This is a genomic window from Pantoea rodasii, assembly GCF_002095465.1.
GTDB lineage: Bacteria > Pseudomonadota > Gammaproteobacteria > Enterobacterales > Enterobacteriaceae > Pantoea > Pantoea rodasii.
Genome location: NZ_MLFP01000001.1, coordinates 339643 through 360310 on the forward strand (window position 1 = coordinate 339643; position 20668 = coordinate 360310).

A 20668-nucleotide genomic window follows, 5' to 3' on the forward strand; every position below is an offset into this window, starting at 1 on the left:
GGATGTGCCCCTTTCTTTGTTACTGACTGGTGGATTATCGATGGATTTGATGCAATCAGGCGCTCCAACTCGCCGTAACTCTAAGCTCAGCGTCTTCTGTGCGGGCATCGCTTTATTTCATTGTTCTCAACTTATGGCTGCCAGTGACGCGATCACCGCGGCAGGCACCATTACTTCAACAGGGCTGGCACAACAGCAGGATCTGCCCTCGTTAACCGGAGAAGTGGCCGAGCCCGCTTTGGCCAATGTTCCGGACTCCTTAACCATCAATCAGGCAGTACAACGCGCTATCCAGTGGCATCCCGATATCGCACAGTCGGTGGGAAAAATGCTGGAGCAGGCCAATCAGGTGGATGTGGCGAAAGCCAAATATTATCCGCAGGTTAGCGGCGGCATGAACAACGGTTACAGTAATGCCTATACCGAAAAAGGCTTTAGCCCATCGTTCGTGCTATCGGTTTCACAGATGTTGTATGACTTCGGCAAAGTCAGCAGTTCGGTACGTTCCGCCGAGGCAGGCGTGGCGATGGAACAAGCCAATGTGCTGGTGAGTATTGATACCGTGGCCCACGATACGGCTTCCGCGCTGGTGGAAGTGCAGGGCTATCAGCAGTTGGTCAAGATTGCACGGCAGCAGCTGGACTCGCTGAGTAAAATTGGCGATCTGGCACGACAGCGTAATGACGAGGGCGCCGCCTCGCTTTCCGATGCTACGCAAACCGATGCGCGTATCGAAGGCGCACGTACTACCCTGATCCAGTATCAGGCTAACCTTAATCGCTGGCGTGCCACGCTGGCGACCTATCTGGGCTGGCCGCTGGTGAAGAAAGTGAACGATGATTTCCCGGTCAATCTGACGCGTTCGTGCGCGGTAGGAAAAGCCGATGACAAACTCAACCCAGCGGTACTCTCAGCCTGGGCGCAGGCCAACCAGGCACAAGCTAAGTTGGATAACGCCAATGCGCAAAACCTGCCGACCATCTCACTGGAGCCGCAGGTTACCCACTATCTCAACAACCACTATTCCGGCAGTGAAACACTGGATCGCACTCAATATCAGGCCTTCGTCAAAGTAGAAATGCCGATTTATCAGGGCGGCGGGATCACCGCTGCGCGCGATGCGGCGGCGAATGCGGTACTGGCGGCGAATGCAGCAGTGAACTCGGCGCGGCTTAAAGCACGGCAACAGCTGAGTGAATCTCAGACGCAAGCGCTCAGCCTGTCGCAGAGCCTGGCGATTATGGCGCGGCAACAGACGCTGGGTGAGAAAACTCAGCAGCTCTATCAAGACCAATATCTGCAACTCGGCACCCGTCCTTTACTGGATGTGCTCAACGCCGAGCAGGAGGTATTCCAGACGCGATTAACGCTGCAACAGACCATCAGCCAATTACGAACGCTGCAGCTTGACTGCTTATACAGCACCGGGCACATCCGGTCGGCGTTCGCGTTGAATAATCAGCGGATCCAGAATGTGGAGATCCAGCCATGACCCAATTACAACTTCCCGATGCCCCTAACGGCGATACCAGCAGCGCAACGGGCGGTGATGTCCCGTTGAATGGATGGGCAACCGCCATCATTCAGATCGCCACCCATTATCGTTTGCCCTGTTCACCGGGCATGATCATGGCCGCTGCCGAATGGCAGGGTAAGCAGTCGCGCGATAAAGCGCTGCGCCATTTAGCGCGTCAGGCGGGTTTATCGCTGCAGCTGTATGAAGAAAACAAGTGGGAAATCACCACCTGGCGTTTGCCGTTGGCGGTGGAACTGGCCGATGGGCAGGTTGGGGTTATCACCAGCTTTGATGGCGAGGATGAAGTGCGCGTGCACTTTTCCGGGGATGAGCAACCGTCACCGGTAGCGCTGGAAACGCTGCTGCCGGAGATCCGCTTCGCCGCGGCACTACGCCCGGTGACCGCCGCGAAAGACAGCCGTGTCGATCGCTATCTGGCGACCGTAAAACCCGATTGGCTGCGCCGTTTGGTGCTGCACGATCTGCGGCCTTATAGCCATGTGATGCTGGGCTCCTTCCTGATCAACCTAATGGCGATGGTCGGGATTATTTTCTCGATGCAGGTGTATGACCGCGTGATTCCGGCGCAATCCTATCCCACGCTGTATGTGCTCTATATCGGGGTGATTATCTCTGTGGTGTTCACTTACATCCTGCGTGTCGGGCGCGATCATGTCACTGATTTGCTTGGCAAGCGCGCCGATATGCGCGTTTCGGATCGCGTGTTTGGTCATGCGCTGCGGCTACGTAACAGCGCGGTGCCGCGCTCTACGGGCACCTTTATCTCGCAGCTGCGCGAGCTGGAATCGATCCGCGAGATGGTCACTTCAACCACTGTCTCCGCCATCGTCGATATGCCGTTCTTCCTGCTGTTTATGCTGGTGATGGCAATCATTGCGCCACAGCTGGCGTGGATCGCGCCGATTGCCGTGCTTCTGATGATATTGCCCGGCATTCTCAGCCAGAAGAAGCTGGCAAAGCTGGCGCAGCAAAACCTCAAAGAATCGACGCTGCGTAATGCGGTGCTGGTGGAGAGCGTGCAAGGGCTGGAGGACATCAAGCTGATGCAGGCGGAAGATCGCTTCCTGCAACAGTGGAACAGCTACATCCGTATCACGGCGCAATCCGGTGTGGAGATGCGCAAAGTGATGCACTCGCTGATCAGCTGGGGTGTGACGGTTCAGGGGCTGGTGTACGCCAGCGTGATCGTGGTCGGTGCGCCAATGGTGATCAACGGTGATATCACTACCGGTGCGATCGTCGCGGCCTCGCTGCTCTCATCCCGCATGATTGCGCCGATGGCAACACTGTGCGGCGTGCTGGCACGCTGGCAACAGGTGAAAGCCGCCAAGGGCAGCCTGGATGCGTTAATGAACCTGCCGGTGGAAAACAGTAAAGATGAGACGCGTATTCACTGCCCGGTGCTGTTTGGCCACTATCAGTTCAATGATGCGATGTTCCGCTACTACACCGATTCACTCACCGTCGCGCTACGTATCAAAAGCCTGACCATCAAGCCCGGTGAACGCGTCGCGGTATTAGGGCGCAACGGTTCAGGGAAATCGACTTTGCTGCAGGCGATGATCGGCGGCATGGATCTGGTCGGCGGCGAACTGCGCCTGGATAACCTCAGCTTGCCACATATTGATGTATCGGATGTGCGGCGTAACGTCGGTTTGATGACGCAAAACGCACGCCTGTTCCACGGCACGCTGCGCGAAAACCTGACAATGGGGGCGGCCCACGCCACCGATGATGCCATCTTCGGCGCACTGACGGTAAGCGGCGGCGCAGACTTTATCCGCCGTTTGCCACTCGGTCTCGATCATCCGGTGATGGAAGGCGGGGTAGGATTATCGGGCGGCCAGCGCCAGTCAGTATTGCTGGCGCGCATGCTGTTGCGCGATCCCAACATTATCCTGTTGGATGAGCCCACGGCGGCGCTGGATGACCATACCGAGAGAGAGTTTATCGAGCGTCTGGGTGTGTGGCTGAATGGCCGCACGCTGATCGTGGCAACGCACCGAGCAGCGATCCTCGCGCTGGTGGATCGCGTGCTGGTGCTGAAGGATGGGCAACTGGTGATGGACAGCCCGAAAGAGAATGCGCTACCGCCGCCGCGTGCAGGCGGTAATCCACCGGAGGTGCGCCCATGATGAAGCAACTTCCTGGCAAGCTGCGGCTGGTGACAGCGGCGGAAGTCGACTCTTCTGACGATCTGTTGGGGGAACTGAAATCTGAGACCCATTACACCGGTGCGGTACGGCTGATCACCATCAGCGCCGCGTTGATCCTGGTATCGTTGGTGTGGGCCTGGTTTGGCGTGCTGGATGAGGTCTCAACCGGCACGGGTAAAGTGATCCCGAGTTCACGCGATCAGGTGCTGCAATCACTGGAGGGCGGCATTCTCACCGAACTGCTGGTGCATGAAGGCGACCGGGTGAAAGCGGGGCAGGTGGTTGCCCGGCTTGATGCCACGCGTTCACAATCCAGCGTCGGCGAAAGTGCGGCGCGTTATCGTGCGGCACTGGCGGCGGCATCGCGATTAAGGGCCGAAGTTAACGACGATCCCCTCACGTTCCCAAATGAGCTTAAAGCGTATCCCGATTTGATTGCCTCCGAGACACGTTTGTACAAAACCAAACGCGCTCAGCTTACTGACTCAACCAGGCAGTTTAACGAGTCGCTGGCGCTGGCCAACAAGGAATTGGCGATTACCCAAAAATTAGCCAAAACCGGGGCAGCCAGTAGCGTTGAAGTGCTGCGTTTACAGCGTGATAAATCGGACCTGGAGCTGAAGCTCACTGACATGCGCTCGCAATACTATGTGCAGGCGCGTGAAGAACTGGCGAAGGCCAGTGCTGAAGCTGACAGCCTTGCCGAGGTGATTAAAGGGCGCGAGGACACCGTCACACGCTTGACCATCCGTTCGCCTATGAACGGCATCGTGAAAAACATCAAAGTCTCCACCGTCGGCGGGGTGATTCCTCCCAACGGTGAGTTGATGAACATCGTACCGCTCAATGATCGGCTGCTGATTGAGGCGCGTCTGTCCCCACGAGACATCGCTTTTATCCATCCTGGCCAGCGGGCGGTGGTGAAGATCTCAGCCTATGACTATGCCATTTATGGCGGGATGGATGGCGTGGTGGAGAGCATTTCGCCGGATACCATTCAGGATGAGGTCAAGCCTGAGATCTACTACTACCGCGTGTTTATCCGCACCGATAATGATTACGTGCAGAACAAAGCCGGCAAGCGTTACTCGATCAGTCCGGGGATGGTCTCTACGGTCGATATCAAGACCGGCGAGAAGACCATTATGGATTATCTGGTGAAACCGTTTAACAAGGCGAAAGAGGCGATGCGCGAGCGTTGATTGCATAACCTCCAGGTATAAAAGCCGCCGTTTAGAAATAGATGGCGGCTTTTTTTGTGCCAGTAAGTCAGGTGACTTAAAGAAAATTAATGTTTAATTGGGGCGCAGGTGGGGACGGTTTTGCGTGGTGGTGTCATTTTTATCCAGTATTAGCGTTAATCTGTTCGCCAAATTTAATGCTGAAAGGATGCAGCTAACAAAGGCAATTTTCAGGGGGTTTTCTTGATTTTCCATGACCTAAAGGGTTGCAATGGTAATTATTGGAAGCTTTTTGACATTTTTTAGAAAATTTTAGTGCGATTTAGTGTGGAGTGTTGGGGATTTGATTTAAATTCTGGTTAAACAGATGAATTAAAGCGTTTTATATCAGTAATTCTCTTTGGGGTGGTTAAGGATTGACCTTTTAAATGATAAGCCTTCAATAAGAATATGCTTAAAATTCTTGTGCCGCCTGTTGCTGTATGTTACATAGAGTGTCGAATTTCTATCCCTTGCTCACTTCAGATTTTTCCGTGAGCGTCGCAGTGAAAAATAATAAAAAGAGCTTACCTCACTACCCGTTAAGCGGATGCTTATGCGCACGCCTTAACTTGTCACGCAGCGAGATAAACCGTCTGGTTTTCAGATGGGATAGAACAGAAACGTTAACAAAATTAGCCGTTGTGCTTCCACTGGCTTGGGAGTGTGGCGTGAGCAATTGCTAGAACCCCCATGCAAAGGAACTGTCATGACACAGGTTGTTATTCAGGAGCAGCAAAGCGGCAGCATTTTGTCGGGATTGATCCCTTCAGTTTCTTCGATGTTGGTTAAGTGGCATTCAGCGCTTAGCCTCAACTCTCAGCATGATCCAATAGAATTTAAAAATCCGCCAATAGGGTGCAGAACCTCTGAGTCTCTGCGCTTTTGATTGCCTATTAACTGAATAAAAATAACCAGCCTTGAACAAAATTTCGGCTGACCATGGAGAAGTGGGTGTGAGAGATGTTGCCAAACTCGAATTGGAGTTTGGACACCCCAACAATAATTGATGACTGTTACATGTTGATGAAAGTGAAGTCCGCCGCATCCACGATGCGCACGCGTTTTTCTGCCGTTTCACTGGCGGAAATCCAGAAGCACCTGGCGAAAATTATCATTCTGCTGCCGATGGCGCTGCTGCTGATCTACCTGGTGATCTTCAGCCAACCGCGCTTTATGAGCGAATCCAAGGTTGCGATTAAACGCTCTGACGATCTTACCAGCAGCAGCCTCAATTTTGGTTTGCTGTTAGGCGCCTCGAATCCTAGCTCGGCAGAAGATGCGCTCTATTTGAAGGAGTACATCAACTCGCCGGACATGCTGAAAGTGCTGGATAAGCAGCTCGATTTCCATGAGGCCTTTAGCCACAGCGGGTTGGATTTCCTCAACCATCTGGCGAAGGAAGAGACGGCCGAGCGCTTCCTGCAGTACTACCGCGACCGCATCAGTATTGCTTACGACGATAAAACCGGCCTGCTTGATATTCAGACGCAAGGCTTCAGCCCGGAGTTTGCGCTGAAGTTTAACCAGGCCGTGTTGAAAGAATCCGAGCGCTTCATCAACGAACTGTCGCACCGCATTGCGCGCGATCAGCTCTCGTTTGCTGAAGCGGAAATGGACAAAGCGCGTACCCGTTTAGATGCCAGTAAAGGCGAGCTGCTTTCTTATCAGAACAGCAACAACGTGCTGGACCCGGAAGCGCAGGCGTTGGCCGCCAGCACCCTGGTTAACACCCTGATGGGCCAGAAAATCCAGATGGAAGCCGATCTGCGTAACCTGCTGACTTATCTGCGTGACGATGCGCCGCAAGTGGTGAGTGCGCAAAACGCGATCTCCTCCTTACAAGCGCAGATCGACGCTGAAAAAGGCAAAATCACCGCGCCGCAGGGCCACAAGCTGAACCGTATGGCGGTGGATTTTGAAGAGATTAAATCGAAGGTGGCGTTTGATACCGAGCTGTACAAGCTGACGCTGACCTCGATTGAGAAAACCCGCGTGGAAGCGGCTCGCAAGCTGAAAGTCTTGTCGGTGATCAGCTCACCGCAGCAGCCGCAGGAATCCACATTCCCCAATACACCTTATTTGATCGCCTGCTGGTTGCTGGTGTGCTGCTTACTGTTCGGCACCCTGAAACTGCTGTTGGCTGTTGTTGAAGATCACCGGGATTAATTGAGTTCGTCATGAAATTATTGAAGTCACTGTTACTGCTTGCCGCCTGGCAAGCCACCTCCGCCAGCGCGGCTATCGATATCAACGCCGATCCGAATCTGACCGGTGCCGCTCCGCTGCCTTCGTTCCTCACTGGTCAACAAAACCAGGTGCAGAGCAGCGATGGGTTTGATAACACCCCGCGCCCGGTCGCACCTGCAATGATGAGCCGCATGTTCGGCGCGCAGCTGTTCAACGGCACCAGCGCCGACAGCGGTGCCACCGTGGGCTTCAACCCCGGCTATGTGCTCAATCCTGGCGACAGCATTCAGGTACGTTTGTGGGGCGCGTTCACTTTTGATGGCGCATTACAGGTCGATCCGAAGGGCAATATCTTCCTGCCTAACGTGGGACCGGTTCAGGTGGCGGGCGTCAGCAACAGCCAGCTAAATGCGCTGATTACCACCAAGGTGAAACAGGTTTATCAGGCCAACGTCAGCGTATATGCCTCGCTGCTGCAGGCGCAGCCGGTGAAGGTTTACGTGACCGGTTTTGTGCGCAGTCCTGGCCTGTATGGCGGTGTGACCTCTGATTCCCTGCTCAACTACCTGATCAAAGCGGGCGGCGTCGATCCCGATCGCGGCAGCTACGTGGATATCGTGGTGAAGCGTGGTAACCGCGTGCGTTCAAGCATCAACCTGTATGACTTCCTGCTGAATGGCAAACTGGGCCTGTCACAGTTTGCCGATGGCGACACCATTTTAGTGGGGCCTCGTCAGCACACCTTTAGCGTGCAGGGTGATGTGTTCAACAGCTACGACTTCGAGTTCCGCGACAGCAGCATTCCGGTGACGGAGGCCCTGAACTGGGCGCGTGCCAAGCCAGGCGCCACCAACATCACCATTATCCGCCAGCAGGGTTTGCAGAAACGCAGCGAGTATTACCCGATCAGCTCTGCGCCGGGTCGCATGTTGCAGGATGGCGATACGCTGATCGTCAGCACCGATCGCTATGCCGGCACCATTCAGGTGCGCATTGAAGGTGCGCATTCGGGCGAACATGCGATGGTGCTGCCGTACGGTTCCAGCATGCGTGCGGTTTTAGCCAAGGTTCGCACCAACACCATGTCTGAAATGAGTGCCATCCAGCTTTATCGTCCATCAGTTGCGCTACGTCAGAAAGAGATGCTGGATCTGTCTCTGCAGAAACTGGAAGAAGCCTCGCTCTCTGCCCAATCGTCTACCAAAGAAGAAGCCAGCCTGCGTATGCAGGAAGCTCAACTGATCAGCCGCTTCGTCAACAAGGCGCGCAACGTGGTGCCGAAGGGTGAAGTGATCCTCAACGAGAAGAACCTCGATTCGATTCTGCTGGAAGATGGCGACGTGATTAACATCCCGCAGAAAACCTCGCTGGTTATGGTGCATGGTGAAGTGCTGTTCCCGAACGCAGTGAGCTGGGAAAAAGGCATGAGCCCGAAAGATTACATCGAGAAATGTGGTGGTCTGACGCAGAAATCGGGTAACGCCAAGATTGTGGTGATTCGCCAGAACGGTGCAGCTGAGAACGGAGAAGATGTTGACACGCTGAACCCAGGCGACGAGCTGATGGTACTGCCGAAGTACGAATCGAAGAACATCGAAGTCACACGTGGTATTTCCACCATCCTCTACCAGCTGGCAGTGGGTGCGAAAGTGATTCTGTCGATCTAAGGATAAAGAGACATGATTGGTATTTTCTCATCGGGTATTTGGCGTATTCCGCATCTGGACAATTTTCTGGCACAGCCGTGCCAGAAGCTTTCGCTGCTGCGTCCGATACCCGATGAGATTGATACTGTTGCGGTGTGGGGGCATCGCCCTAGCGCACGGAAGCCGGTGGAGTTAGCACAGGCGGCGGGTAAATCGATACTTCGTCTTGAAGACGGTTTTATCCGCTCGCTAGATTTGGGTGTCAGCGGTGCGCCGCCACTCTCAATGGTGCTGGATGATGAAGGCATCTATTACGATGCCAGCCGACCGAGTGCGCTGGAACGTTTGATCCATCAACGTGAAGCCAATCAGGCATTGGCGGCCGAAGCGAAGGAAGCGATCCACACCATCGTTACTGAAGACCTCTCCAAGTACAATCAAGCGCCGGCCTTCATTGCTGGTGAGAGCCTGACCAGCAACTTAGTGCTGGTAGTGGATCAGACCTTTGGCGATATGTCAGTGACATACGGTAACGCCGGGCCAGATGATTTTGTGGCGATGCTGGATGCAGCTATCAAAGAAAACCCGTCATCGACCATTTGGGTGAAAGTCCATCCTGATGTGTTAGAGGGTAAAAAGGCCGGGTATTACCATCAGCTGCATTCGACGCATCGCGTGCATCTGATGGCGGATAACGTCAGCCCGCAATCGTTGCTGCGCCATGTATCACGTGTATACGTGATGACTTCACAATATGGTTTCGAAGCCTTAATGGCGGGCAAGCCAGTTACCTGCTTTGGCCAACCCTGGTATGCAGGATGGGGTTTAACCGACGATCGCCATCCACAGGCGGAGCCGTTGCAACAGCGTCGTGGACACTCAACTCTCGAAGAATTATTTGCCGCTGCCTATCTGCGTTATAGCCGTTATATCGATCCGTTAACCGGCGAAGGGGCAACCCTGTTTGATGTGATGAGCTGGATGCAATTGCAGCGCCGCCATCAGCAGCAGCGCAGTGGGCACCTCTGGGCTCCGGGTTTGACGCTGTGGAAATCCACTATCCTCAAGCCGTTTTTACACACCACTGCCAACAAACTCAGCTTCTCACGTCATTGCCGCGCCGCCACGGCTTGCGTGGTATGGGGTGTGCGAGGCGAGCAGCGCTGGCAGGAGAAGGCAAAATTACGTCAGCTGCCGGTCTGGCGCATGGAGGATGGTTTCCTGCGCTCTTCGGGATTGGGTTCGGATTTACTGCCTCCACTCTCGCTGGTGCTGGATAAGCGCGGTATCTATTACGATGCGACGCGTGCCAGCGACTTAGAAGTCATGCTGAATCACAGCGAGCTTACGCTGGCACAGCAGTTACGTGCAGAGAAACTGCAGCAGCGTTTGGTTGAAAGCAAACTGAGTAAATATAACCTAGGTGCTGATTTCGCTTTGCCGACAGGTTCCCAAAGTAAACGCATTCTACTGGTGCCCGGCCAGGTTGAAGATGATGCGTCAATTCAAACCGGTACGCTTTCCATCAATACCAATCTGTCATTACTGCGCACCGTGCGTGAGCGTAACCCTGATGCCTTCATTATTTATAAACCGCACCCTGATGTGCTGGTGGGGAATCGCAAAGGGGATATTCCTGCGGAAAGAGTGGCGCAGCTGGCGGACTATCAGGCATTGGATGCCGATGTCATTCAATGCATCCAGATGGCAGATGAGCTGCACACCATGACTTCTCTTTCCGGTTTTGAAGCGTTGTTGCATGGCAAGCAAGTGCATTGCTATGGCATGCCATTTTATGCCGGATGGGGATTAACAATTGATGAGCATGTCTGTGCAAGACGCAAACGCAAGTTGGGGCTTGCGGATGTGATCTACCAGGCGTTGATTGCTTATCCGACTTATATCCATCCGTTGCGTTTGGCTGCGATCAGCGCGGAAGAAGCAGCAGAGTTTTTGATTCACGCACCGCGTGGACAGATGTTTGTTAATAAGAAAAAAGCGAGTTACATAGTTAGGCATTATCGCAAGATGTTGATGTTTTTTAAGGTTAAATTCGGTTAGGAAAACCGATTCATAAAATAACAAAAAAAAAGGTTGATGATGCACAGTAACGCTTTAAAGATGCTGCTGTCTGGGAAAAAGTATCTGTTATTACAGGGCCCTATGGGGCCGTTCTTCAATGATGTGGCCACATGGCTCGAATCACTGGAGCGTGAAGCTGTTAATGTAATATTTAACGGTGGGGATCGTTTTTACTGTCGCCAGCGTAAATATTTGCCTTACCTGAAAACCCCAAAAGAATTTCCATCATGGCTGCGCGATACGCATAAAGAATACGATTTCGACACGATTCTTTGCTTTGGCGATTGTCGTCCTATGCATCAGGCGGCGAAGCGCTGGGCACAGGCGAAAGGGATTCGTTTTATCGCATTTGAAGAGGGCTATTTGCGCCCACACTTTATTACGGTAGAAGAGGGCGGGGTCAATGCGTTCTCATCCCTACCACGCGATCCAGAGTTTTATCGTCGTTTACCCGAAATGCCTGCCATGCAGGTTGAGAAATTGAAGCCATCAGCCGCGAAGCGTATTGGCCATGCGACTTGGTATTATCTTGTGGGCTGGCGCTATCGCCATGAGTTTCATCAGTATCGCCACCATAAGTCATTCTCACCATGGTATGAGGCGCAGTGTTGGGTCAGGGCATATTGGCGCAAACAGTGGTACGGCTGGCGTCAGCGTAATGTGTTATCGCATTTGCAGAATAGCCTTGATCAACGTTATTTCCTCGCCATTCTGCAGGTCTATAACGACAGCCAGATTCGTAACCACAGCCCGTATGAGGACGTGCGCGACTACATTAACGACGTAATCTTCTCATTTTCGAAGAAGGCACCGCGTAACGAGTTCCTGGTGATTAAGCATCATCCGATGGATCGCGGACACCGTTTATATGGCCCGCTGATCAATAAACTCAGCAAAGAGTATGGCGTGAAGAACCGGGTGATTTATGTGCATGACGTGCCCATGCCTGAGTTATTAACCCATGCTAAAGCGGCAATAACGATTAACAGCACTGCGGGGATTTCAGCGCTGATCCACAACAAGCCATTAAAGGTGATGGGGAACGCGCTGTACGATATGAAAGGATTGACCTACCAAGGGCATCTTAATCAGTTCTGGACGGCGGATTTCAAGCCGGATATGAAGTTGTTTAAAAAATTCAAAAATGAACTTTTAAATCGAACGCAAATTAATACGGTTTATTACAAATCAAATTGTGCTTTATTAGGTCAAGGAGATTTAGCCTTGAAGAGTAAATTAGAGATGAAGAAATCTCTCGGCTTAATCAATAAAACATGAATCTTCAGTTGATATGCAAAATTCACATTTTTTGGAGTAGATAATGCCATCTTTGATTAATGTCACATAAATATCATATACACTATCAGGTAATTCTAGAAGGCTAATGCCTTTCTGGCCTAAAGTTGAATATCCAGATTTAGCATATGAGTATCTGTTAAAAAAAACTATGGACTCAGGCGCGATAGTTTGTTTCCCCATAGGGAAATTGAATGTTTCATTATTGTTCTTGAGTGTTAGGATAAATTTAGAATCTCCCCATGAATTCTGTATTATTCCCTTAACAATAAAGTGACCATCTATATGGAGTTTATCGTTTCTTAACCATCGATTTGATACACCAAAGCATACTAAGTCTTCATCATTGATAACAGGGTTGACCTCCAGTATGATTTCATCTTCTAAACTACGAATCGTTATTATTTTTCCATCATGAACCTCCATTAAATCTAAATTTTTTAATGCGCTAATTTTTCCTTCAAAACTTAGACCGGAAGTCATAACTTGGACGTTCAAGATGTAAGAGCCATAGGGTAGATCATTTATATCAATTCCGATGTTTTTATAATTAGTAATGTTACCAGCACTATAATCTATATAAACCCTATCAAAATGATCATAAGAAATGTCTCGATTAAGGTTCTTACCTAATGGGATCGATTTTTCAATGCCATTCCCTTTAATAATCAGGAGTTGTTTTATTTTAGAGAAACTATCACATTCATATCCAAGAATAAAAGCTGAGCCATTTAAATATATTTTACCTAGTTCAATTCTGGCTGTAAATAATTCCGCCACAAGGTTTTTTTTATTTTTGATTTCCTTTATTATTTCCTCATTATTTTAATTTTGGATATTCTACTTCTCCATTGACATTTGATCCAAGTCTAGGGAATATGCCTTCACCATGGGCATAGATTATTGATAGAATTATTGGTATGTTATATCTCGTAACCCTACTATGTTGCCAAGCTAGCTTGGATTGTGTGAATATAAAATTGAAGTTATTACTTTTCCAAAAAAATGGAAGGTATGGTTTTATTTCGCTATCATACTGTATGTCATCAGGTGAGGATATTAAATATATATTGCTTTCTCGAATTCTATTGCTAGCCAGAAGATCGGGTAATAAAGAATCGAGAGTGACTATTTTTTCCTGAATATTGGAATTCCCAATCATATAGTTGGAACTCTTCTTCCAGTGTTGACTAACATAGCTACCAATGTTTACCTGAGGGCAACTTGATATAATATTTTTGTAATCATATTTTAGACCATAGTATAGGGCAGCACTACCACCTTTAGAAAATCCTAATAGAGTACACTGACTTTTATTAAGTGAGAGGTTAATTCTAATGCTCTCAATTAAAGCTATGACAGACTCTTCAATTGAGAAATTCATTTTCTTACATAGGTAGTAAGAGTAGTTATTATCAAAACTATCTTTAATCCATAAAATATTAGATCTACATCCAGAAGCGGTATTACCCATAAAATCATATGCTGTTGCAAAACCGGAGAAGACTATCAATAGGTGTCTTCGATCTTGCTTGGCTCTGGCGAATCTATATTCAACAGTGTTTTCATTATGATTAAATACATTATCTTTATTTTGCATATTTATATATGTTGGTTTAATTAAATAAAAGTCGCCTCTATCGAGGCGACTAATTTACTTGCTAAGTGATTCCATCATTTGAAAATGGGATAACCTTTTCCAAGTGTTAGAATCTACAAATTCTGGATGGTAGCGAATCAATTCATTTATGCTGAAACTGGCTTCTGTCCATTTATTCAGAAGTTGACATATTTCTGATTTGAAAGTTAGCTCCTCATGATCAAGATTCATGCTCTTTTCGTATTGCATAAAGTAATAATAGGATTTTTCAATGTCTCCTAAAGTTCTATACGCGATGGCTAATTTCTTATTAAGTGATGGGTGGCTAATAGAAAGATTTTCCCATAAATTTAAAGAATTAAGTGCTCTAGACTCAATCCACTCTAAATCTGCCAATATAATGGCAATCTCATCGTCTAAAAATTTATCTTCATTTAGGTTATTAATTACACCTCTGGCTTTAATAAACTCTCGTTTAACCATAATGCTTTTCAAATATAATTTAACAATGGAAGTCGGTAGTTTATTTATATCCCTGTCTAATGAATCAAATTGATTTATGACTTTTTCATGCTCATTTTTCTTAAATGCTAAAAGGATGATCATCAATCTATGGATTCCATCACTTTTAGAGTGTACTTCATAATTTTGTAATGACCTATGGCTACCGTCAAAATCCGAAGATATAAAATTAAAATAGGAAAGAATGATATCTAGCTTAAATAGGGCGAGTACATTTGATTTTATATTTTTATCACTTAATATTATTTCAGTCTGAGTTTTTGCAAGGTCTATATTTCCAATGGAAAAATTATGCAAAATGCTTAAAAGCTCACCTTCAGTTTTAGTAATAATTTCAGAGGTGCTAAACTGGTGCACATTGAACTCATCCTTATATGTCGAAAATGCTAAAGCTAATAAATAAAGGAATGTGTCAGATGTCGTTAAGCTATTACACTGTCTCCAAAGTAATACTGCTTTATCCCAGTTAAAATGTATCATGTAAATTAAAGATTGTAATTTGTACACTTCACTCTTTTCATAATCAATGCAATCATTAATGCTATCAATTAAATCAATCGATTTGCTAATGCTTCCGCAATGAATCAAAGCTTTAGCATACAGTATTTTTTCCTCGGAAGTCAGAGTCCTGCTAGGTAATAGATAATGCTCATAAGCATCAACGACTCTGTCCCATTTATTATTAATGCAGGAAGTTGAAATATATTGCTTAAGCTTATTTTCTTTTAATTCATCGGTGTTCTCTAGACTCATTATAGCCGAAACTACGCGACTGCAATTGTTTGAGTCTATTACAGGGAAGGTTTCTCTAATCCTTTTTAGATACTTTTCATCAATCAAGAAATTGTTTTTTTGTAGCTTTTTTATTTCATGTGATAGACTCTCAATGTCATTAATTACTGCTCCGAACCCTTTGTCATGATAATTAAAATAACCACGGGAATATGTATGATTACCGTTAAAGAAATCGGACTCATCAAATTGATAATATATGACTGGTTTTTGGGAGTAAGCAAAGTCAAATGCAATCGAAGAGTAGTCAGTGATTAATAAAGATGACTTTAAGATAAGGCTATTAAAAGTATCAGATTTACTAGGTAATTCGATATAATCAGGTAACGAAAACTCGGTAATATAGTCTTTAGTATTAGGGTGAGGGCAAAAGATAACACGAGCAAGATTTTTTGACGTTATTTCTTTGAGGACTTCAGATTTAATGATTTTTTGTATTTCTTTAAAATACTCACTATTTTTAAAGTTTTCATTGTAAATCCTCTTTGATGAGTTATTACTTTCAAATTGGCCGCTAAGATTTTTTCTCCAGGTAGGCATTATAAGAATGGTTTTATCAATGCACTTTGTGTTTTTTAGTGAATCGAAACGAGGGAAACCAGTTAGTTTTATTTTCTTTTTCCCCATAAATATATCTGTTTCCATCACTTATAATGGAGTTATATTCGTCTTCCGTAGCTGTAAGCATTAAATCGAAATGACAATTATTTATCCATTTAGAAATGTCATCTTTTGTAACCCCGTGTTGGAGAAATACTTTTTTATGATTACATTTTACTGCAAAAGGATTTAATATATTTCCTAGATGCGAACTGATTACATAATCGCAGTTAATTAGATGTGTTTTGTGTAAATCAGAACCATACTCTACCAAATTGAAATTCTTTTTCTTCAATCTGTCCCAGTCCGGGGATTTTTTGCTAAGTATGAAAGCAGGGATAATATTATGAGGGTTGTTTTTGATAATGCCATCGTAAAGATGTTCAGCATTATCTCCTGCACAGTCATCTCTATCCATTAATAACCAGTGTTTAGTTACTTTAGCGGCATTATGTTTTTTTATTGCCACCTTATTTTTATATCTCTTACCTATATAATTTATATTGACTGGTTTTGAATTTATACTAATGGAAAGTTCTCCATTAGAAATAGGAATCCAGAATCTAGATTCAATTAGGAAGATACGATCTAGGAAATAACGGTATGAATGTTTTTCATAGTGTGGAACAATATTTTTTCCATTTATTTTTAAATCAATATCGTCATCGACCGAACTATGGAAATATCGAACTAGCATGAGATTTTGATCATGATCATCTTTTCAAGGTATGCGACTTGAATATCTGGGTCGCATTGCTTAAAACATCCGAGCATACCAACTTGGCGAGAGAAACCGCAACTTCCTAATTCGAAACTTAATATGGTGTCCTTTTCGATGTATCTAAAAGTTTCATCCATCAATTTTAAGAAATTAGATTTTTCATCATTACTTAAAAAAGATAAATTTTCCTCTTGGTTAACTATATGTTTTACTAACCGTAGCATTTCCCATAAAATAGTTCGTTGCATAAATCGCGGAACCGAACCTAATTTTTTCTGATAGTTCTTCAGAGTGGGGATGTATCCATTTTCAAGGACTACTCCAAATTGCCCTTTATTTAACCAAGCATTATCCATTGTTGAAGATTTATCTTCACGCTTACGATTAAAGTATTTTGGTTTATCAAAGAAGGCTATTTCATTATTGTTGAGTCCTAAAATATAGTGAGCTACAAATTTACCATCTTCAAATGTGGGTTTTAATGTTTCATCAAATCTTAATTCATTATCTATATTTTCCATTTTAAAAAATGATAATGGAGCTGAGAATTGAATGTTTTTTTCGAGGTCATCGCTGGTCACTATACTTAATCCGTTTTTGAAACGGTAGTTTAATGGGTGGCGATCTTCCGCTTTTTTTGTTTCTTCAATATAATATATTTGATTGCAGCAAATTAACTTTAAATTGCTTTTTTTCTCAGCTAGATTATCGATATTTAAAAAATAGTTTTCATCAACAAAATCATCAGAGTCAATGAAAGTAACCCAGTCTGTCTGAACTTTTGTCAGTCCAAGATTTCGAGCTGAAGCTTGGCCACCATTTTCTTTATAAAAGTAATGGATGTTTTGGGGGTATTTATCAACCCATTTTTTTATTTTTTATTTTTGAGTTGTCGGTCGAGCCGTCATCGACCATTATCAATTGGATGTTATTTTTAAAGTTGAGTGATTGCCCAATGAAACTTTTAAAAAAATCATCAAGATATTTTTCAGAGTTATAAACTGCAGACACGACAGAATAGCTAAAATACCCAACTGTTTTAGGCTGCATTACATTATTTAACTTAACTACCCTGTTTTTTTTGAAGTCATTAATGAAAAGCTTGGGGTCTCTTAATAACTTTCTTATCTTCCTGTTTAACATATTTTATTTCTCAACTTGATAATAGTTTTCTAATGATTCTGTTAAAGTTTCAATGTAGTTTTCAGGGTGTTCATTTTCAGTATTAAAATCATTTGCGCAGAATGAATGAGGTGCCTGACCCTTGATTTTCAATTCTTTTAGGGCCTTGTAATAGCTTCTAGCAGATTTAGATCTTATGTTAAAGTAATAGCAGATGTCTCTTTTAATTGATGCCATACCTTTAGTATAACTAAACCAAGGGACAAAAAAGTTGCTAAGTTTAAATCATTATAGGTTCTAAACTTATTAGATAAAAACGATTTTATTTCTAATTCAAACTCATCCCAAACTTCATTGTACATACTTTTACGCAGCGGAACATAAGTATGTACTAAGGGGGAATCAACGAGAAAGCTTGTTTTTAAATTAATTAATTCCGATGATTTCAATGAGGCTGTTAAAGTAGGGGTAAGAACTCCTTTGGCTTTCATTAATGATAGTTTTTTTGGGAAGTATATAATGATGCTAGACCGTTACTTTCAAAAAAATGATTTTTTGGTAGATCTCTAGCCACAAAAACATCGTCATTAAAGTAAATGAAATATTCTGATAAATTATTTATTTTATGTATATTTGCTTCAATTACATGTGAGTTAAATGTTGGCAGGTATTCTTCTGGAATAATTTCCTTATGATCAACGATGATTACTTTTTTATTTTTTTCTATATTGTACCATTTTGGACTTTGATTATCTGTTACGATGTAAATTTTATTTACCCAGGGGATATGCTTTAATATGCTTTTAACTGAGTAAAGCAATTCATTGTGATTAGTAAATCTAGCTTTATCTAATGCATAAGAAGCAGTTGGTTTTTTATTTGTTGCGCATATAGATTTTTTTATCCATCCACTTTTCATCACTATCATCAACCCAAGTAAAAACAACATCTATTATTAGTTTATTTTCTAAATTATCATTCAGTTTTAAATCACTTTTGATTAATATGTCCTGTAATTCTTCTGGGCAATCTATTTCATTTCTAATAGTCGGGTATTTTTTGTTAAGATAATCTTTAAAAAACAAAGGTGGTGATTTTAAAAATTTCTTTATTTTTCTTGAAAGCATGCTTTTTGCTCTACTATGTTGGTTGTTTTTATAATCCTTCATGGTTGATGTATTTATTTATAGCTTCATCAACGCTTTCCATGTACTCAACTTTGTTATCCCTTCCAATATAAAGCGCTGAATTGCAGAAATTCTTTAAAGAATTAAGGCTATGCGATACCATCAGAAAGGAGGATTCGTTATGTTTTTCTTTGAATATATAATCGCATTTGCTTTTAAACTTGGCATCTCCAACTGCCATTACTTCATCAACTAAATAATAGTCAAAATAAAAAGCCATGCTTAAACCAAAACCTAATCTTGATTTCATTCCTGAGGAATAAGTTTTTATTGGCATGTCAAAGTATTTGCCAAGCTCAGAGAAATTCTCGACAAATCCCACCTTTTCTTTTAATTCTTCGGGCTTAGAATATAGACGCGCAACGAACTTTACATTCTCTCGCCCTGTCAGGCTGCCTTGAAATCCGCCAGAAAGACCAACCGGCCAAGAGATTGTTTTATTGGTAGTGATAGAGCCGCTATCTGGGCGGTCAATTCCACCAATCATACGTAATAAGGTTGATTTCCCCGCGCCATTACGACCTATAAGCGCTACACTCTTACCACTTGGTATCTCAACATTCAGGTCTTTGAAAACATAATGGCGACCTTGAGGCGTACGGTATGATTTCGTTAAATTTTCTATTTTAATCATGATGTGAGCATTGCCTCTTCACGATTGCGATATAACGCAATACCGGTAAATACCGTTACTAAACTACAAAGTGCAAGATAACTGAGACTCACGCCATCACTCACATATCCCGGCATAACCGCTTCTCGACTAAGTTCAACAGCATGCACAATAGGGTTCCATAATATGTATGGCCAATAATCCTTAGGAATTGAATGTAGCGGGTACATAATGCAGGAAATAAAATAGAGTGGTTTAAGTAGTATGGGTAAAAACTTTTGAGTTTCGGCAAAGGTTCTTCCCACTACCATAAAAATCAACCCAATTCCGCATGAAAATAGAATCAGCAATCCCCATGTCGCAACTAATTGCAGGAGGTTGGTAACTTCAAAGTATTCACCTGCCATCCACACAACCACCATCAGCAGAATATAAACAGCAGCATAAATCACGGTTTCTAACAATGCGCGGGCAATAATGGTATCGATCGGCTTGACCGGACGGTAATTAAACAGCCCTTGGTTAGCTTCAATCGCACCGACTGAGCGGTTTGTAATATTACTGAAAATAAAGTATGGGATAATGCCGTTCAGCAGAAATACCGGGAAAGAGATATCCGGCATGGTGCGGTGCATAATGAAACCAAATATGCCCAGCAGCACCAGCAAATGCGCAGAAGGCTCTAAAATCGCCCAAAAATAACCCAGGCGAAACTTTCCAAAACGGGTGCGTATTTCACGCAAAAACAAGGCCTTAACGGCAGCTTGCTGGACTTCGAATCCACTTCTGGCCATTGATTTAACTCATTTGAATTGGGTGGGATTTTTACACGCTACCGCCCCTGGCTTAACAGCTACCAATGCACTGGATGCAATACGGGCGGTGTAGGGGGAGATTTATAGTTTTTTCAGACGGGGGAGCTGAATTGATCAGCATATTTTGCGTAAATTCATAGATTTAGAGCTGATGAATACGCGAAAGACGTGATGCCATTTGCACAATTAGATGGTTTGATGTTGATATGAATCCATTCAATTGGGCAGCTGATCCCTGCATGTCTGTAAGAATTTTCCCTAATTTTGACGATGTAAGTTACAGATTATGTCTAAATAATCCTAAACGTTTTCGTCTATTAATATTCTGCAAGTTATTCGTAAGGCCTATTGAACAAAATTAGATGGCGTGGAATTCATCAACATGTTGAATTTATTGCGTTTGGTTTATAGGGGTGTATCTATACTGGAACTCATCTTTCACGTTGAAATCAATACTGCTAATCAATTCATTCACCAGATAATCTACTAAATTTTACAAAAAGTAGTAGTTGTTACATTTGAAAGGTGACGATTGCAGGTCGCCTGATTCTTCGAGATAATCATGCACA

The 20668-nt window shown here is 44.8% G+C and carries 18 protein-coding genes and 1 pseudogene; 7 read left to right on the forward strand and 12 right to left on the reverse strand.

Annotated elements, in window-relative coordinates:
• Positions 1-40 precede the first annotated feature (40 nt).
• From HA45_RS01555 to HA45_RS01585, 7 genes are all read left to right on the forward strand, one after another.
• The gene (locus HA45_RS01555) at positions 41-1492 is read left to right on the forward strand and encodes a TolC family outer membrane protein (RefSeq protein ID WP_100703513.1); all 1452 of its coding nucleotides are present in this window, start codon (positions 41-43) and stop codon (positions 1490-1492) included.
• Positions 1489-3672: a type I secretion system permease/ATPase gene (locus tag HA45_RS01560; RefSeq protein WP_100703514.1), complete on the forward strand. Its 2184-nt coding sequence runs from the start codon at positions 1489-1491 to the stop codon at positions 3670-3672. Before HA45_RS01555 ends, HA45_RS01560 begins: the two co-directional genes overlap by 4 nt.
• Positions 3672-4895 carry an HlyD family type I secretion periplasmic adaptor subunit gene (locus tag HA45_RS01565; RefSeq protein WP_420849075.1) on the forward strand — a complete coding sequence of 408 codons (1224 nt, stop codon included), beginning with the start codon at positions 3672-3674 and terminating at the stop codon, positions 4893-4895. The genes HA45_RS01560 and HA45_RS01565 overlap by 1 nt, the downstream gene beginning before the upstream one ends.
• Before the next feature lie 1038 nt (positions 4896-5933).
• The gene (locus HA45_RS01570; protein ID WP_100703516.1) at positions 5934-7082 is read left to right on the forward strand and encodes a capsule biosynthesis protein; all 1149 of its coding nucleotides are present in this window, start codon (positions 5934-5936) and stop codon (positions 7080-7082) included.
• An 11-nt stretch (positions 7083-7093) separates the two neighbouring features.
• The gene (locus tag HA45_RS01575; RefSeq protein WP_100703517.1) at positions 7094-8770 is read left to right on the forward strand and encodes a polysaccharide biosynthesis/export family protein; all 1677 of its coding nucleotides are present in this window, start codon (positions 7094-7096) and stop codon (positions 8768-8770) included.
• Between the two features lie 12 nt (positions 8771-8782).
• Positions 8783-10810: a capsule polysaccharide biogenesis protein gene (locus HA45_RS01580; RefSeq protein WP_100703518.1), complete on the forward strand. Its 2028-nt coding sequence runs from the start codon at positions 8783-8785 to the stop codon at positions 10808-10810.
• Positions 10811-10849: 39 nt separating this feature from the next.
• Positions 10850-12109, forward strand: a complete 1260-nt coding sequence (locus HA45_RS01585; RefSeq protein ID WP_100703519.1) for a capsule polysaccharide biogenesis protein — start codon at positions 10850-10852, stop codon at positions 12107-12109.
• On the opposite strand, the gene HA45_RS01590 is transcribed toward HA45_RS01585, so the two are convergent.
• The 12 genes and pseudogenes from HA45_RS01590 to HA45_RS01630 all read right to left on the reverse strand — a co-directional run bounded on the left by HA45_RS01590 (position 12092) and on the right by HA45_RS01630 (position 20078).
• The gene (locus HA45_RS01590; RefSeq protein WP_128598866.1) at positions 12092-12907 is read right to left on the reverse strand and encodes a hypothetical protein; all 816 of its coding nucleotides are present in this window, start codon (positions 12905-12907) and stop codon (positions 12092-12094) included. The two genes, HA45_RS01585 and HA45_RS01590, sit on opposite strands and share 18 nt — an antisense overlap.
• A gap of 40 nt (positions 12908-12947) precedes the next feature.
• Positions 12948-13727 (reverse strand): accessory Sec system protein Asp2, encoded by a 780-nt coding sequence (locus HA45_RS01595; RefSeq protein WP_128598867.1) that lies wholly within the window; start codon positions 13725-13727, stop codon positions 12948-12950.
• Positions 13728-13781: 54 nt separating this feature from the next.
• A complete protein-coding gene (locus tag HA45_RS01600) occupies positions 13782-15668 on the reverse strand; it encodes a CDP-glycerol glycerophosphotransferase family protein (RefSeq protein WP_158087305.1) in 1887 nt (628 codons plus the stop codon).
• Positions 15598-16338, reverse strand: a complete 741-nt coding sequence (locus HA45_RS01605) for a CDP-glycerol glycerophosphotransferase family protein (RefSeq protein ID WP_128598869.1) — start codon at positions 16336-16338, stop codon at positions 15598-15600. The genes HA45_RS01600 and HA45_RS01605 overlap by 71 nt, the downstream gene beginning before the upstream one ends.
• A complete protein-coding gene (locus HA45_RS01610; protein WP_244563356.1) occupies positions 16332-16943 on the reverse strand; it encodes a hypothetical protein in 612 nt (203 codons plus the stop codon). The genes HA45_RS01605 and HA45_RS01610 overlap by 7 nt, the downstream gene beginning before the upstream one ends.
• 48 nt (positions 16944-16991) lie before the next feature.
• A pseudogene (locus tag HA45_RS28875) lies at positions 16992-17237 on the reverse strand (glycosyltransferase family A protein); the annotation flags it as partial.
• Positions 17221-17505: a glycosyltransferase gene (locus HA45_RS28880; protein WP_128598870.1), complete on the reverse strand. Its 285-nt coding sequence runs from the start codon at positions 17503-17505 to the stop codon at positions 17221-17223. The pseudogene HA45_RS28875 and the gene HA45_RS28880, both read right to left, overlap by 17 nt.
• 173 nt (positions 17506-17678) lie before the next feature.
• Positions 17679-17975, reverse strand: coding sequence for a stealth conserved region 3 domain-containing protein (locus HA45_RS28885; protein ID WP_366557309.1), 297 nt, complete (start codon positions 17973-17975; stop codon positions 17679-17681).
• Positions 17975-18403 (reverse strand): hypothetical protein, encoded by a 429-nt coding sequence (locus tag HA45_RS28890; protein WP_366557310.1) that lies wholly within the window; start codon positions 18401-18403, stop codon positions 17975-17977. The genes HA45_RS28885 and HA45_RS28890 overlap by 1 nt, the downstream gene beginning before the upstream one ends.
• On the reverse strand, positions 18360-18653 hold the full coding sequence (locus tag HA45_RS28895) for a Stealth CR1 domain-containing protein (RefSeq protein WP_366557311.1): 294 nt from the start codon (positions 18651-18653) through the stop codon (positions 18360-18362). Before HA45_RS28895 ends, HA45_RS28890 begins: the two co-directional genes overlap by 44 nt.
• Positions 18640-19305: an ABC transporter ATP-binding protein gene (locus HA45_RS01625; RefSeq protein WP_100703522.1), complete on the reverse strand. Its 666-nt coding sequence runs from the start codon at positions 19303-19305 to the stop codon at positions 18640-18642. Before HA45_RS01625 ends, HA45_RS28895 begins: the two co-directional genes overlap by 14 nt.
• On the reverse strand, positions 19302-20078 hold the full coding sequence (locus tag HA45_RS01630) for an ABC transporter permease (protein WP_100703523.1): 777 nt from the start codon (positions 20076-20078) through the stop codon (positions 19302-19304). The genes HA45_RS01625 and HA45_RS01630 overlap by 4 nt, the downstream gene beginning before the upstream one ends.
• Positions 20079-20668 lie beyond the last annotated feature (590 nt).

Excerpts from the sequence above, each read along its gene's own strand:
- HA45_RS01605 (WP_128598869.1), bottom strand. The coding sequence starts at position 16,338 with ATGCTAGTTCGATATTTCCATAGTTCGGTCGATGACGATATTGATTTA.
- HA45_RS01600 (WP_158087305.1), bottom strand. The coding sequence starts at position 15,668 with ATGGGGAAAAAGAAAATAAAACTAACTGGTTTCCCTCGTTTCGATTCA.
- HA45_RS01595 (WP_128598867.1), bottom strand. The coding sequence starts at position 13,727 with ATGCAAAATAAAGATAATGTATTTAATCATAATGAAAACACTGTTGAA.
- HA45_RS01585 (WP_100703519.1), top strand. The coding sequence starts at position 10,850 with ATGCACAGTAACGCTTTAAAGATGCTGCTGTCTGGGAAAAAGTATCTG.
- HA45_RS28895 (WP_366557311.1), bottom strand. The coding sequence starts at position 18,653 with ATGAAGGATTATAAAAACAACCAACATAGTAGAGCAAAAAGCATGCTT.
- HA45_RS01625 (WP_100703522.1), bottom strand. The coding sequence starts at position 19,305 with ATGATTAAAATAGAAAATTTAACGAAATCATACCGTACGCCTCAAGGT.
- HA45_RS28890 (WP_366557310.1), bottom strand. The coding sequence starts at position 18,403 with ATGAAAAGTGGATGGATAAAAAAATCTATATGCGCAACAAATAAAAAA.
- HA45_RS01570 (WP_100703516.1), top strand. The coding sequence starts at position 5,934 with ATGTTGATGAAAGTGAAGTCCGCCGCATCCACGATGCGCACGCGTTTT.
- HA45_RS01565 (WP_420849075.1), top strand. The coding sequence starts at position 3,672 with ATGAAGCAACTTCCTGGCAAGCTGCGGCTGGTGACAGCGGCGGAAGTC.
- HA45_RS01575 (WP_100703517.1), top strand. The coding sequence starts at position 7,094 with ATGAAATTATTGAAGTCACTGTTACTGCTTGCCGCCTGGCAAGCCACC.
- HA45_RS28885 (WP_366557309.1), bottom strand. The coding sequence starts at position 17,975 with ATGAAAGCCAAAGGAGTTCTTACCCCTACTTTAACAGCCTCATTGAAA.
- HA45_RS01580 (WP_100703518.1), top strand. The coding sequence starts at position 8,783 with ATGATTGGTATTTTCTCATCGGGTATTTGGCGTATTCCGCATCTGGAC.
- HA45_RS01560 (WP_100703514.1), top strand. The coding sequence starts at position 1,489 with ATGACCCAATTACAACTTCCCGATGCCCCTAACGGCGATACCAGCAGC.
- HA45_RS28880 (WP_128598870.1), bottom strand. The coding sequence starts at position 17,505 with ATGTTAAACAGGAAGATAAGAAAGTTATTAAGAGACCCCAAGCTTTTC.
- HA45_RS01630 (WP_100703523.1), bottom strand. The coding sequence starts at position 20,078 with ATGGCCAGAAGTGGATTCGAAGTCCAGCAAGCTGCCGTTAAGGCCTTG.
- HA45_RS01555 (WP_100703513.1), top strand. The coding sequence starts at position 41 with ATGGATTTGATGCAATCAGGCGCTCCAACTCGCCGTAACTCTAAGCTC.